Origin of the sequence: Caballeronia hypogeia (assembly GCF_001544875.2) — a bacterium.
GTDB lineage: Bacteria > Pseudomonadota > Gammaproteobacteria > Burkholderiales > Burkholderiaceae > Caballeronia > Caballeronia hypogeia.
Genome location: NZ_FCOA02000015.1, coordinates 41,178 through 54,179, shown reverse-complemented (window position 1 = coordinate 54,179; position 13,002 = coordinate 41,178). Strand labels below are relative to the sequence as shown.

14 protein-coding genes and 2 pseudogenes are annotated in these 13,002 nt (G+C 61.1%); 4 read left to right on the top strand and 12 right to left on the bottom strand.

The genetic code is table 11. The features are described 5' to 3' along the window. Positions 1–137: 137 nt before the first annotated feature. The 5 genes from AWB79_RS21510 to AWB79_RS21490 all read right to left on the bottom strand — a co-directional run bounded on the left by AWB79_RS21510 (position 138) and on the right by AWB79_RS21490 (position 3,443). On the bottom strand, positions 138–656 hold the full coding sequence (locus AWB79_RS21510; RefSeq protein WP_061169465.1) for a hypothetical protein: 519 nt from the start codon (positions 654–656) through the stop codon (positions 138–140). A gap of 39 nt (positions 657–695) precedes the next feature. Next, positions 696–1,616 (bottom strand): CsgG/HfaB family protein, encoded by a 921-nt coding sequence (locus AWB79_RS21505; protein ID WP_061169464.1) that lies wholly within the window; start codon positions 1,614–1,616, stop codon positions 696–698. A gap of 18 nt (positions 1,617–1,634) precedes the next feature. After that, entirely contained in the window at positions 1,635–2,072 is a 438-nt protein-coding gene (locus tag AWB79_RS21500; RefSeq protein ID WP_061169463.1) for a curli assembly protein CsgF, read from the bottom strand. A gap of 55 nt (positions 2,073–2,127) precedes the next feature. Then, complete coding sequence (locus AWB79_RS38935; protein ID WP_198399068.1) at positions 2,128–2,718, bottom strand: CsgE family curli-type amyloid fiber assembly protein; 591 nt, start codon at positions 2,716–2,718, stop codon at positions 2,128–2,130. A gap of 449 nt (positions 2,719–3,167) precedes the next feature. Next, positions 3,168–3,443 (bottom strand): hypothetical protein, encoded by a 276-nt coding sequence (locus tag AWB79_RS21490; protein WP_374728558.1) that lies wholly within the window; start codon positions 3,441–3,443, stop codon positions 3,168–3,170. A gap of 197 nt (positions 3,444–3,640) precedes the next feature. On the opposite strand from AWB79_RS21490, the gene AWB79_RS21485 reads away from it, so the two are divergent. The 4 genes and pseudogenes from AWB79_RS21485 to AWB79_RS40515 form a co-directional block, all read left to right on the top strand. Next, entirely contained in the window at positions 3,641–4,096 is a 456-nt protein-coding gene (locus AWB79_RS21485; protein WP_061169461.1) for a YaiI/YqxD family protein, read from the top strand. 192 nt (positions 4,097–4,288) lie between these two features. Beyond that, positions 4,289–4,636: pseudogene (locus AWB79_RS21480) on the top strand (amino acid synthesis family protein); the annotation flags it as partial. A 100-nt stretch (positions 4,637–4,736) separates the two neighbouring features. Continuing rightward, positions 4,737–5,438: an alpha/beta fold hydrolase gene (locus AWB79_RS21475; RefSeq protein ID WP_232470958.1), complete on the top strand. Its 702-nt coding sequence runs from the start codon at positions 4,737–4,739 to the stop codon at positions 5,436–5,438. Further along, positions 5,323–6,369, top strand: a pseudogene (locus AWB79_RS40515) (cytosine permease); the annotation flags it as partial. The gene AWB79_RS21475 and the pseudogene AWB79_RS40515, both read left to right, overlap by 116 nt. Positions 6,370–6,760: 391 nt before the next feature. Here the strand turns inward: AWB79_RS40515 and AWB79_RS21465 are convergent. From AWB79_RS21465 to AWB79_RS21440, 7 genes are read right to left on the bottom strand one after another with little or no spacing between them, the layout of a single operon-like run. Continuing rightward, positions 6,761–7,915: a methyltransferase gene (locus AWB79_RS21465; RefSeq protein ID WP_082862421.1), complete on the bottom strand. Its 1,155-nt coding sequence runs from the start codon at positions 7,913–7,915 to the stop codon at positions 6,761–6,763. Then, positions 7,876–8,127, bottom strand: coding sequence for a hypothetical protein (locus AWB79_RS38390; protein ID WP_157695819.1), 252 nt, complete (start codon positions 8,125–8,127; stop codon positions 7,876–7,878). The genes AWB79_RS21465 and AWB79_RS38390 overlap by 40 nt, the downstream gene beginning before the upstream one ends. Positions 8,128–8,141: 14 nt before the next feature. Next, entirely contained in the window at positions 8,142–8,894 is a 753-nt protein-coding gene (locus tag AWB79_RS21460; RefSeq protein ID WP_157695818.1) for a hypothetical protein, read from the bottom strand. Positions 8,895–8,919: 25 nt separating this feature from the next. Next, positions 8,920–9,873 (bottom strand): type VI immunity family protein, encoded by a 954-nt coding sequence (locus AWB79_RS21455; RefSeq protein WP_061169458.1) that lies wholly within the window; start codon positions 9,871–9,873, stop codon positions 8,920–8,922. Then, complete coding sequence (locus AWB79_RS21450; protein ID WP_082862420.1) at positions 9,873–10,844, bottom strand: PAAR-like domain-containing protein; 972 nt, start codon at positions 10,842–10,844, stop codon at positions 9,873–9,875. Before AWB79_RS21450 ends, AWB79_RS21455 begins: the two co-directional genes overlap by 1 nt. Further along, complete coding sequence (locus AWB79_RS21445) at positions 10,841–11,917, bottom strand: beta-ketoacyl synthase N-terminal-like domain-containing protein (RefSeq protein WP_061169456.1); 1,077 nt, start codon at positions 11,915–11,917, stop codon at positions 10,841–10,843. The genes AWB79_RS21450 and AWB79_RS21445 overlap by 4 nt, the downstream gene beginning before the upstream one ends. After that, positions 11,910–12,923, bottom strand: a complete 1,014-nt coding sequence (locus AWB79_RS21440; protein ID WP_061169455.1) for a DUF2169 family type VI secretion system accessory protein — start codon at positions 12,921–12,923, stop codon at positions 11,910–11,912. Before AWB79_RS21440 ends, AWB79_RS21445 begins: the two co-directional genes overlap by 8 nt. Positions 12,924–13,002: the final 79 nt, after the last annotated feature.

The following is a 13,002-nucleotide window of genomic DNA, read 5'->3' as shown; positions in this document are numbered from 1 at the left end:
GTTTTAGTTACAGCAGTTAGTTACCCTAACGGCTGACAACCCCCGCTGTCAGCCGAATCCACACTACCCACCACACCCGCACTGAAACGAACTTCCTGGTCTCCTCGCCCCGGCGTCGCGCCGGGAAGGATCGCTGCCTACTTCATGAGAACTGCCGCCCTCGCGCCGCCGGTCTGCGTGACCGACAGTCCGGAGCCATTCCGGTTCTGCAGAATGGAGATCTCGTTGTTGGCGCCCAACTGCGTCACCTGCGACGACATCGAGTTCCCAATCTGCGTGACCGTTGCTTCGTTACCGCTGCCGTTCTGCACGGCGATGGAACGGTTGTACTGGCCCGCCTGATAGCCGGCATACTGGTTGGCATAGCCGCTTTGCTGCAACACCGTCCAGTTGTCGTTGCCCGCCTGCGCCGTCGCAGCCGCATTGGCGACGCCCATCTGATTCGCCATCAGGCCGTTCTGCCCGGCCTGAACGGCGCTCAGCCGGTTTGCGGCGCCTTGCTGCGAGACGCGCGCCACCTGCGTCGCGCCGCCGAACCCCGGTTCGGGCGGGCCGAAGTCCGACACCGACGACAGATCCGCGGCATACACCGCGAGCGACACGGCCGCGCCGAGCGCCGCACACAGCGCGGCTTTCGAAGCGCGCAGTGATTTCATGCTGGTCTCCTCCTGTTCAAGTTGCGTTTAGCCGCCGGTCTAGCTGCCGATGGTCTTCGGCGGATCGATCCTCTCCGGGCTATACGGCGGATTCACGCTTTCCATGGTCTGCGCGTAGCCCTGGTTCTCCTGCAGGTAGCGCTGCATCGTCGGGTCGTACCAGTCCTTCATGTCCTTGAGCGCCCACGTCTGGTTCGCCACGCCTTGCACGATCAGATGCACCAGCGCCGACTCGATCGCCTCGTTCACGCAAAGCTGCTGCGGCTCGTTGCGCGTCATGCCGGCTTCGGCCTGCAACAGATCCTTGAAGCCAATGAAGCGGTACACGCCCGTATCGATCTGAATCGAATAAATTGTCTTGGTCGTCGAGACGCTGTTCAATATCGTGCCGTTGCGGATATCCACCGCGCGCAGGTTGACCGTCACCTGATCGACGCGATATTGCTGCGAGGCCGAAATCCCCAGATACGCCACACCCGCGCCGCCCGTGCGGATGTTCGTGTCATACCCGACGATGCCGCCTTCCAGCACGATGCTCGCGGGCGCCAGCGCGCCGATCTGCGGAATCGCGTTCTTCTTGTCATCGGGCGTTTCCAGCGCGCGCATGATCTTGCGCTCGGTCAGCAGGTCCTGAAGGTTTTCGCGCTCGACCGGCGTGAACCAACCGGAATCGCGCATCGCCTTGACAAGGAACGACGCGCCGCCCTGCGTCACCTGCGATGAAAACGAGCTGTCCGGCGACGGCTTGTACTGGCCGGTCAGATCGCGAAAGCCATACACGGCCGCGACAATTCTTCCTTTCGGCGACGGCAAATGCGTGAGATCACGCGTCACACGCGTGGGCGGGGTGAGCGTGGCATTGCCGGCTGAAGGCATCGGCGCGGTGACGCAACCCGTAAGCAGCGCCGATGCAATGACGACGGCGCCCATCGCGGCAGCCCTGAAAGCGTTCTTGCTCATTTCGTGTCTGCTCTCGAATTACTTGCCGTTGCCGACGATGAAAGTGGTGGATGCGCCCGTGGTCTTGTCGGTCGTGGTCACCTGCAGATTGCCGCCGGTGACTTGCGTGATCGCGATCGAGAAGTTGCCGGTGTTGATCGTGCCGGGGTGCAGCGTGCCGTCGGTGCCGACGATCGAACTCGAAATCGACGACGCGACGCGCGACAGAATCGCCTGCTGCAATTGCGTGTTGAACTGATCGAGCGTCGACTGGCTGCCCGTGCCGAGATTCTCGGTCGACGGGTCCTTGTACTTGTTCTGGGCATTCGCCTCGTTGAGCAGATTCGGTCCGTTCAGCGGATTGCCGCCGAAATTCGGATTGACCGGCTCGTACACGAGCGCGGTGGCGTTCGCGGCGAGCGGTATCGTCAGCGCGCACGCGAGCAGCGCGCTCTTCAGAAGCGCATTCGTTTTCATCGTGATTCCCCGTGTGTTTTTGGCCTTGCTGCGTCTTTTTTTTGACTGCTTTTATTTAAAGCTCGTCCGTGGCCATGTCGGCGTCGCGGAACAGCAGACGGGTCAGATCCGCCTGCATGACATTCTGAAAAGCGATCTGCGCCGCGCCCTCCGCAACCGGCTTCACATTCGAGCGGGCAATCGGCAGGAATGCCTGAAACACGCGGCGCTGGTTGTACTCGACCCACACGAGACTGCCGTAGCGTGCGGAGGGCCGCTCGTGCACCGAGACGTTGTAGCGCTCGGAAAGCGGAATCGTGCCCCACGCCTGCGCGAACCACGTGTAGAAGTCCTGGCCCGCGAGCGTCACCGTATCGGTCGTCACGACGCCGCCCAGTTCGTCGCCGAGGGGCTGCTTGCTCTCGACGTCGGCAGTGCGGGCGCGCGGCGTGCCGGAAAGCGTGGCGCTCTTGTCGAGCGAGGAGGCCGCGTTCACCGTGCCGCGCGGCGTGAGCGGCGCGCCATTCGCGGCCGGCTGCGCGGTGACATTGCCGGCCGGGCCGGGCGTCGGCGTGCTGGGCAGCGAGATGAGCGGCTGAGCCCGAGGCGAAACGTTGACGCCCACCGGCGGCTGCGTTTCCGCATCCTGCGCGACAGCGTTCGTCAAGACGAATGAAATCCCCATGCACACCGCAAAGACGCACCCTTTGAAGGCTTTGCTGCTCAACTCTCGCTGCATGACTTCCCCGTATGCCGTGGCCGCTATGATGCGGCCTTCCGGCTTTTTATTAAGCGTTTGCTTTTTATTTGTACGACGGGATGGATTGTCGGTAATAAGTTGTAACCGATACGTGGTCAACGCCACATTCGCGCGAAGAAAATTGCAAGAATTGAAACGCTGAACGAAAGCCGACCGCCAAGCAATGCTGATGGAAGTCAAGAGAACGTTTGCTATCGAGATAGCCAAGCAAAATCCCAGTGGACTCGCGAGGCCCGTGCTCGATCAAAGGAGTGAACACGTAGCGTGAGAGTCCTCCCGGTCGCGGCAGTGAGCGCTCATCCGCGTATCGACAGAGCCCGATCCAGCCGCGATACGAAGCTTGTTTCGCGAAAAGCCTACTGGCTGGCTCCCGCACCTACCCCCGCTTTCTTCTGCGCGTTCTGCAGGTCTTGAGGATAGTTGGGATCATTGGCTCGTCCGGGGCTATAGCCCGCATCCTCGAGCTTCTTCAACTCCGCGTTCTTCTTCGCGCGCGCCTGCTTTTTCGCGGCCTTTTTCTCTGCCTTCGTCATGGATGCGGCCGGCGCCGCACCACCTGTGGTCGCACCGGTATCCTGAGCATAGGAAAGCGGGACCGTGAAAGCTCCCACAGCGCCCACGAGGAATGACACAGCAATGCTTGTCAGCTTCGTTCTCAAGGTGATTCTCCGTTCGGGTGGAGGGCTTCGCGTTGCAGAGGCAGTATAGAGCGTTCAAATCAAGGCCGCGTGGCCGGTGTACGAATGCATTGTGCGATACTCGTCGCGCGCCCCTGCCCGCATCTCCCCCGCGTCTCTACGACGGAAACAGCAAATCCCGGAACCAACCGATGCAAATCATCGTCGATGCCGACGCCTGTCCGGCTGTCGTGAAAGACATCCTTTTTCGCGCGGCTCAGCGCATGAAGGTTCAGCTCACGCTGGTCGCGAATCAGTTCCTGCGCACGCCGCCGTCACCCTGGATTCGCGCCATACAGGTGCCAGCCGGTTTCGACGTGGCCGATGCCCGCATCGTCGAGATCGCGGAGGCCGGCGATCTCATCGTCACGGCGGATATTCCGCTCGCGGCCTCGGTGATAGCGAAAGGTGCGTTCGCGCTCGATCCGCGCGGCGAATGGATGAGCGCGGAGAACATCGAGGAACGTCTGTCGATCCGCGCCATGATGGATCAGTTGCGCGGCTCCGGAGTCCAGACGGGCGGCCCGCCGCCGTATGCTCCGCGCGACGGCAAGAATTTCGCTGCGCAACTCGATCGCTTTCTCGCGAAAAACATCGCCTCCCGATGATGCGGCCCTGAGCCCGCTCGCTGCCCCCTTCCTGTGATCTCGCGCCGCATGCCGGCGCCATCCCTGTCTCCGTTCCGGCGCGATCGCGCCTGCGTTCCCCTGCTGAATAACCCGCGACGCGCCCACGCAAGAGGCCGTCTGCCCGTGCTCGTCCCGGCAAAAATCCGCTCAACGGGTATACGGGAATGGCATGAGGCGGTCGAGGCGTTCGGCAAAAGCGCGATCGTCGGCGTGGACGGCGAACTGGAGCATGCGTCCGCGCTGATCCACACGCTGCACTTCGGCAACACGTACCGCAGCGCAGTCGGCGCCAGGTCGTATCTGGTGGCCTTCAACAACACGCGCGGCCCGGCGAATGCTCCCCTGCTGATTCCGATGATGGACAAGAACGACGAAGGCCGCCGCTCGCATTACCTCACGCTCCAGTTCTCGATTTCCGACGCGCCCGCGGCGGACGAACTGGTCGTCGCCATCGGCGGCGCAACGGGAGGCCGTCCGCATCACCGCATCGGCGATCGCTATAAAGACCTTGCAGAGCTCGGAAATGACGTCAAGAACCCTGCAGCTGTCAAATACGCGGGTCGCTCATTATCTGGAGCGGGGAACCGGCGAGCCGCTGGTTCTGATTCATGGCGTGAGCATGCAGGCGCACGCGTGGTATCCGCAAATCGACGATCTCGCGCGTGATCTCCGTGTGATCGCCGTCGATATGCCGGGTCACGGTCAAAGCGATGCGCTCGACGCCAGCGCCGGATTGCAGCAGTTCGTGCAATGGGCGATCGACTTTATCGTTGCGCTGGACATCGGCCCCGTGAATCTGGCCGGCCACTCGATGGGCTTGCTGATCGCATCGGGCGTCGCCGTGACGCGGCCCGATCTGGTCAAGCGCGTCGCGGTGCTGAACGGCGTGTATCGACGCACGGCCGAAGCGCGGCAAGCGGTTCTTCAGCGCGCGGCGGAACTGCGCTCCGGCACCATCGACGTGGATACGCCGCTGCGGCGCTGGTTCAACGATGAGGAAGCGCAGCGTGTGGCGGCGCGCAAGGTCGGGTCATGGCTGAAATCGGTCGACCTGCAAGGCTATGCCACGGCCTACACCGCCTTCGCAAAGGGCGACGAGAGCTATGCCGATGGCTGGCACGAGATTGCCTGCCCTGCCCTCGGTCGAGACCTTCGCGTTCACGTATTTCGGCACCTCGCTGGGAACGATCGTCGCGTTTATCTTCGGCGCGGTGGCGGTGACCACCGGCGCGGCGGATGCGATGCACGCGATTCAGACGCAGACCGGCGTGTTCGGCTACGTACTGATTCTGCTCTTTCTGATCAACATCATTGGCCATAACGGGATGAATCTGTATGGCGCGGTGCTCTCGTTCATCACGGCCGCGCAGACGTTCCGGCCGAAGTGGGTTCCCAGGCGCAATGTTCGCGTCGTCGTATCGGCGGTGCTGCTGGCCGCATCGACGGTGACGGCGTTGTGGGCGTCCAACAACTTCCTCGCCATCTTCCTGAACGCCATCTTCGCGATGCGCATCGTGCTGGCGCCGTGGATCGCGATCAACCTCGTCGATTTCTATCTGGTCAACGACCGGCATTACCAGGTTTCGGAGATCATCGGCAGCGCCGGCGGCGCGTACGGATCGTTCAATTTCAAGGCGATCGGCGTGTATGTTTTCGGCATCGCGATTCAGGTGCCGTTCATGGAAGAGCGCTTCTTTCATGGGCCCTGGGCGAGTCTGCTCGGCGGCGCGGATATCTCGTGGAGGGTTGGACTCGTGGCGACGGCGATCGTGTACTACGTAGCTGCATCGAAGAACGATTCGCGCTCGCGCCGGAATGCGCCGGCAGGAGCGCATGCTTCGAAGCAACGCCTCTGCTTGATGCAAAAGGCCTCTGCCGATCCGTGCACGACCGGCAGGGGCTTTCGCATGTCAATTGCGTATGGTGAGAGGTTCCGGATGGATTTGCGTGAGCTGATACGTCGTGTCCAACGCAAACACCTGGCCCCGCTCCAGCGATGCGGAGTAAGTCTTGCACACGTTCATGACCGGATTCGTGCGATACGACCACGCCTGAACCGTTGTGCTGTCGGCTTCACCTGCCACGTAGAGCACGACGTCGGCGCCTTGTCTCACGGCCACGGACGGTCTGGGTCCCAAGGTATATGGCGTCGGCCGTCCATTGTTGTATTCCAGCACCGGCGGTCCACTGCAGTCGGTGGACGGATATTCGATGTAGCTCGAAGTGGTCCATTGAAACTGTGTCGCGGATAGCTGTGTTCCAACGCTCGCGCGTTCTACCCCTACGAAAGTCACTGCGCCGCTGATAGTCAGGAAAACTCCATCCACGCCGTTGTTCGTGCCGAGCTGACCGACGTATTCGCCGCGCGCGTCATAGACCTTGGGCGGCCCGCCTCGCCCGTCGCCCGGCCTTCCGTTACGCTCGTCATGCGAGTCGCCGGCTTGGGCCGACGCGGCACAGAGAAGCATTGCCACCAGCAATAGACAGCGCATCGTTTCCTCCCGTGTTGAGAATCGGACGGCGAAAGAACGCGCGACAACCCGCTTCCCGGCATCGAAAGCGCACCTTCAAGCGGCCCGGACATAAAGTCAGGGACGTCGTAAGGAAAACCTGGGTTGAGAATAGTTGTGCCGGCGGGCGAATTCAAGAAGCCGTTGCGCGACCGTACAGCGACGTCTCCGCCAACCCGGCCGGAACGGCCTCGCGAGTGTGATATGCGGTCGTTATGTAGTTGCCTTGCTGTGCTTCCAGTCTATTTAAACGTTCCGCCATCCCGTGAGTTTCGCCCGCGTCCAGACAACGCAGCTCGATGAGACCGTTTTGATGCAGCAACCTGAGATCATCCATGACGGACTCGACGTCGCGGAACAAGTCGCCTATCCGCATCCCGTTTGGCCACAGCGTCCGAAGTCGCGTGAGCGCGGCTTGCATTCCGCTGTCCCTGGTTTCGACCTCATAGCCCGAAGGATGGCGAAATATGTTCGAGCCTTCGCCTTCGGTCGCACAGGCGCTGAGCGCGGATGCGATCGTGAGCTCGGAGAACTCCGCAAGCGAGTGCGGACGGCGGGCCAACGGGGCGAGACACAGAATCGGCGAATGAAGCTGCCGATAACAGAGAAGGTCCATCGCGTCGTCGTCGACCTCAAGACCGGATGGGCTCTGTTCCAGGCATTGCGGGATCGCACCCGCTGTCACGCGGCCAGTCGGATAACTGAAGTCTGCGTCAGCCACGTATTCAAAGCCGTGTTCAGCGACCAATCGTAAGAACTCGCTGCGCCAGTACGCGTGATTGTCGGCAGCCAGATACTCATGAGCGATATAGGAGAAGTGATGCTCCGACACGAAGTCGAGCTCCCTCACAAGAAGCTGAGTGAAGGGATGATCGCCAGCGCGAATCGATTGGGCGAGCTGCGCCGCGATTTCCTGAGCGAGCAACGCCCGCTCGCGCAAGCTCGATCCCGTTCGAGTCCTCGATAAGAGGAGCCGCCGTATCAGCCCGCGCACGTGCCATCCGGGATAGGTGTTGTAGTTGAGATAGAACAGGCCGTCGTGCCGCAGATGCCGCGCGCAGAACTCGAGCATGGCATCTCGCGTTGCGTCGGGAATCCATGAAAAAACACCATGCGCGATGATGAAGTCGAACTTTCCGGAAACATGTTCGTGTGCGGCGCAAAGGTCCGCCGTCACGAACTCGACATTTTCGAGGCCAAGCGCCTCCTTTTTTCGATTGGCCAGCGCAATCTGACTTCGAGCTCCGTCTATCCCCACGAAAGTGGCATTCGGACGGAATGAGGCCATCGGCTGAGATTGGCTCCGTCAGCGCATCCGAGCTCCAGCACCCGATAGCCATTCAGCCGCGCACGCGGTCCGCCATGCAGAAGGGCGGCGAGCGCAAGGCGCTCCGGCGCGGTCCACTCGATGGGCATCGATTTGTACGGCAACTCGTCGTACTCGGTTTGCTCGTCGGTTTGCTCGTCGGTTTGCTCGTCGGTTTGCTCGTCGGTTCGCATGGTGCGGTCGGGATTCACTCTATCGTGACTTCGGCGATCGGGGTGAGCCGATGATGCAGGGTTTGCAGCATGTTGATGAGGCAAGCGAAGCCTGCGTCGTCGATCGCTACATCGTCAAGCGCAGCACCGATGCCGTCGCTGAGCACTTGCAAATCGTCTTCGATATGAATCGAATTATCTTCCGGTGGATAGCTCGCGCTGCAGAACCCGCCGTGCGCCGCAACTCCGTACCAGCCCTCCCAGCCCTCGCGAAACGGCTCCGCTGCGGTTGACGCCTGTCGAGCCGCGAAGTCAACGTCAACCGTCACGGTGCCGGTCTCTCTTCCGTCCTGGACCACGAATGGATAGGGCTCGTAGTCCCAGGGAAGGTCTTCCTGAACCGGCGCACCGTCGCGCACCAATGGGCTGCGAATCACCAACGATAAAACCGGCGCGACAAAGAGATGGAGATTGTGGACGATGTTCTGTATCACGAACGCCGTACCCCGATCTACATTCATCGTGTTGAAGTCCCAGCGAACAGCGAAAGGGCCCACCTTCATGCCATCGGTCATCAGGACCATTGTCGAGGTCTGAGGCGGGAACGTCTCGCCGGCCATGCCGCCCCATTGCCCCATGTCTGCCAGCGCCTGAAACGGACGCCGGAGACGGTCGAGGAGCTCCTCGGTCAGTTGCTTCACCGGTTCGAAACTCACAGTCACCTGGAGGTTGTCGCCGCCTGGATCCGGGGCTGAATGGCAGGTGGTGATAAATGGTCTTGATAACATGGTTCACCAGGCGTGGAAGTGGGCCTCAAGGCTCCTGACCGTTGTCGGAGTTGTCCCAGGGTCGTGTGTATAGGTCGTCCATACGTTCGATCCAATGGACGGCGTCGAAGTCCTCCTGCCCCAAAAACGTTGTCGAGATATCGACCCGCGTGGGCTTGAGAATTCGCGCGACCTCAGGAAGCCAGCCCAAATCCGGCGCTTTACGATTGATATCGCCTATGGGCGGCAATTTGGCCCCTCGGATCAGCACGCCTTTGGGCAGTTTGCGAACCTCACAGTCGGGCAGTGCGCGGACGATCGTCTCCTCCCCGCCAGCCATTGCGGCAAGTGCGTCATTCACATAGTTGAGCCAGTGCGCCGTCAGAGTATGTCCGCCCATGTGGTCGCGCAGACTGAAATCGCAAGGGCTGAAGCCGAAATAACGCGGGAGCATCTTGAGGATCTCCGGCTTCGCGGTGCTTTGAGAGCCCGGAGTGGTCTTGAAGCTCAGCCCCACCTGGCCCGACTGAACATGTGCGATCTGACATACATCCGAGACGAATTCGATTACGTCCTCGACCTCATGCTCATCGAGCCACTGAGGCGGCAAGTCGAAGCGCATGAGACCGGCCTGGTTCGGGAAAAGGTCGTTGTAGACGTCTGTCGAGATATGGACGCCGAATCCTCCTGGCTGCCCCCCTTCACCAGCATCGTATCGAATGTGATCCGCAATATGATCTTTGGGAAAGTCACGCAGATGCCTGAGATCCTTGTCCAACTGGCGTTTGCTCATGGGCTTCCAAACACCGCTCCTGGACGCGTAGCTCTTCAGCGAATCGAGCCCGACAAATTCGATGTAGCGTTCAACGCCACGCGCGAGCTCTCCGGCGATTTCATGGACATAACCATCCATATAAAAGAAACAGCAGAGGGCAGGCACTGCCGCGTGGTGCCCCCGCAGGGTGGTGATTTCGAACTTGTTCCAATTGAGTGTCTTCATTATGGACAATTCTCCGTAGTCATACACTCTGGCTCTTTCGTGACGCCGTTCATCGCCCCAACATCCTTGTACTTTTGTAATTGGCTCCCTCCCCCCTTATATATGGTCCAGGTGGGAAACAGACCAGGTGTGGGCCCCGTCATGAAATAGCTTACGCCGCCTTTCTTCTTCTTTCTCACCGGTGTATTAGGGGGGCACCGGAATTTGAAATCGACAAACCTCTTCTTGTTATCCGAGCCTGTGATCGTGGCATCGGGCCAACAGGTGCCCCGCAGGGCTTTTCCGCCTCCCTCATGAAACATTTGGCTCCGGGTCTTCGTCAAGGGTGGGTGGCCGTCTTTTTTCGTGCCGAAGCCTTGTTCACCTTCGATGCCTTCTTTTTTCGGTGGCGCCTTAATCGCGTCATCGCAGCACTTGTGCTTCTCCGTGCCGAGCTGACTGCACGTCTTTTGCGGCTGGCCAGCTGGTGCTTGCTTAACCTTCTTGTCGCAGTCGCAGACGATCTTCTTGAGAGCATCTCCCTGTGGGCTGTCAAACGTGTCGAACCCCGCCATCGTCGCGCCGGTGTTCGGCGGGCTCCCGCTCGGCCCGCAGTTGTTGAGCATCGGTTCCCCGAGCAACTGCACCCCCTTCCCCTCCATCTGCACGTCCATGGAACCGGGCGTGATGAACTTCGTCGGCCCCTGGGTGTTGGAGGAGATCAAGCCGCCGCCCGTCCCCTTGCTGGCGATATCGCCAATGCTCTCGAACGTGGCGCCCCGGATCGCCACCGTCTGCCCCTCTAGCTCGACCGTGGTGGTATATCCCTTCGGGGAGAGATTGGACTTGCCGATGTTGGGCAGTGGCGTGGGAACAAACGGCGCCGGTGGCCCAGGCATCTTGCAGACATTCGGAATCGTGCATTTGGCCATGCCACGGGCTTCGGTCGTGCAGGGCGTTTTCGGCGGATTGATGCCGACAGTCCGACTCATCGCGAGTACCCCTTAGGCTTTGGCGCGGCCTCCGTTTCAAGCACCGCCGCGGCGCGCAAACCCTTTTCCGAACTCACCCAGAGCATCGTGCGCGGCCCTTTCGCATAACCCCGCGCGGTGGCCTGGCAGGCAAGCATCATGAATAACGGCGCCGATGCCGCACCCACATCACCCCAAAGGTTGGCGGGCGAGACGTAGTCGAGGGGATCGTCGAAATAGTTCGAGTGCCGCAAACAAACGAATCCCCATTCCTCTCCGCGATAGCGCTCTCCGTTTATGTCGCAATAGATATCGGTGATCCGTTCACCGGACAGGACCACGCCGTCCAACGCGTTGCGTACCGTCGCGGATAGTCCTTCCCCGAGGCATATGTCCTGTGTCTTGATCAGCTTCGCTTCTTTGCCGATTGCACATGCCTGCACCGCCGCCAGACTGTTCAACCCGAGTCGCCGCCGGCATTGATCGGTCATGACCAGGCAAAAGCCCGCTGCTTCCCCCGGAATAAATCCGGAGCGGGAAACGGTTCCGGCGAGTTGCCGGTTTTCATCGAGCCATTCCATGGTGTCCGCATTGAGATAACTTTCCACGCCACCGACGAGGCACATCTCGAATGAGCCCTGGTTCAATTGGCGGACGGCCGCCGTCAGAGCCGACAGGCCGGAAGCATGCCCTTCGATGAATGCAGTGACTGCCGAAAGCCTGATCGGCAGCCCTTCGAACCGCGCCACTCCCGATCGGATCGCGAGCGCATCCTGCTCCGGGAAGCCGGGGCGGATTTCCGGCAAGCCCAGGAACAGAGGTATCGCGAGTTGTTGCCGCCTGACGTCCTCGAGCGGCTCGCACGCTTCGCGCAACGCCCCTTCCGCCAACAAAATAAAACGCTCGGACCCGACGATTTCAGGATCGATTTGCGCATCGGGGGCGCACGGCATCGGTGCGCCCGTGCAATCGACCATGTAGGGATGCTCGATGAGGCCCGCAATTCCCGCCCGAACAGCCGCCGCCGCGGACGCTGCCTGCAAGCCCACGGGTGTCCTCGCGCCGACGCCGGCGATGTGAATCGGGTTAGCCATCGAATGCCTGGCTGCCGCGGTATTGCTTCTCGGTGACGGTCGTTTCGTCCAGGTAATCGACTTCGTTGCGCACCGCCAGCACCGACTGCCAAACCAGGATGACGCGCGGATAATCCGGCTCGATGATCACCGTCACCAGCCTGCCGCTGTGCCGCTCCAGGCGATTGTCTATGATCGTTCGGAACCCGAAGTACATCTTGGGGAGCCGGAAGCTCAGTTTGCCGTCCGGCGTCAGGTTCTCCAGTTCCACCAGTTCGCCGCCGCGCAAGTGTTGCGCAGGGCGCTGGTCGGCTGGAGCGCACAGCAATGATCGTGGATCCCAATCCGCTGGCAGCAGCGGGAAGCGGCCCTTCTTCCAGACGTCGTCGTAGGTGCCCTGCCACTCCCGCCGGGGCGACCAGTAACTCGCCAGCGGGCCAAAGCCGGCCGGACCGGCCTTTTCCATGCTTGCGGCCGGATACTCGAAATTGGGCACCGGCGAACCCTCGCGGGTAATCAGGCCGCAGCCGACCGGATTGCGCGTATCGAGGCGCTGCCTGATCGGGTCGGGATCCGATTGATCGAAGCCTCCGTACGCGCGCTCGTACGCGATGGGCACTCGGACAACCGGCGCCGCCCCCGACGGTCCGTTGCCAAGCAGGCCGCGCTTCCAGGTTCGATCGCCAACGACCTTGATTTGCTTGTACACATCCGCGACGCGCAGCGAAACGAGAAACTCCGTTGCGGGTCTGCCTTTCGGCGCATAGGCGGTGCCGTTCAGCAATATGTCGGTAGTCGGTTTGGGACCGACCAGATCCGCTTCGTATCGAAGGCTGGACTTTCCGTCCTCTCCGTTGGACTCGGCCACGAGCAGCGGCTCCACCTGTTTCTCCGCCCGCACCAGTTTGCCGTCTGACAGAATGTCGAACGTGCCCTTGACGACTACGATCCACTCGTGAACGCCTTCCTTGTCGCGGCCCCAGACTCGCCCGCCCGCGTACTTCGTATCGTTCGTCAGTCGCCACATGTCCTGGATTCCTGTCAGGCCGTCGACAGTGCCGAAATCACCGTCGCCGTCCGATGCACAAACGTCCGATTCGAAAGAC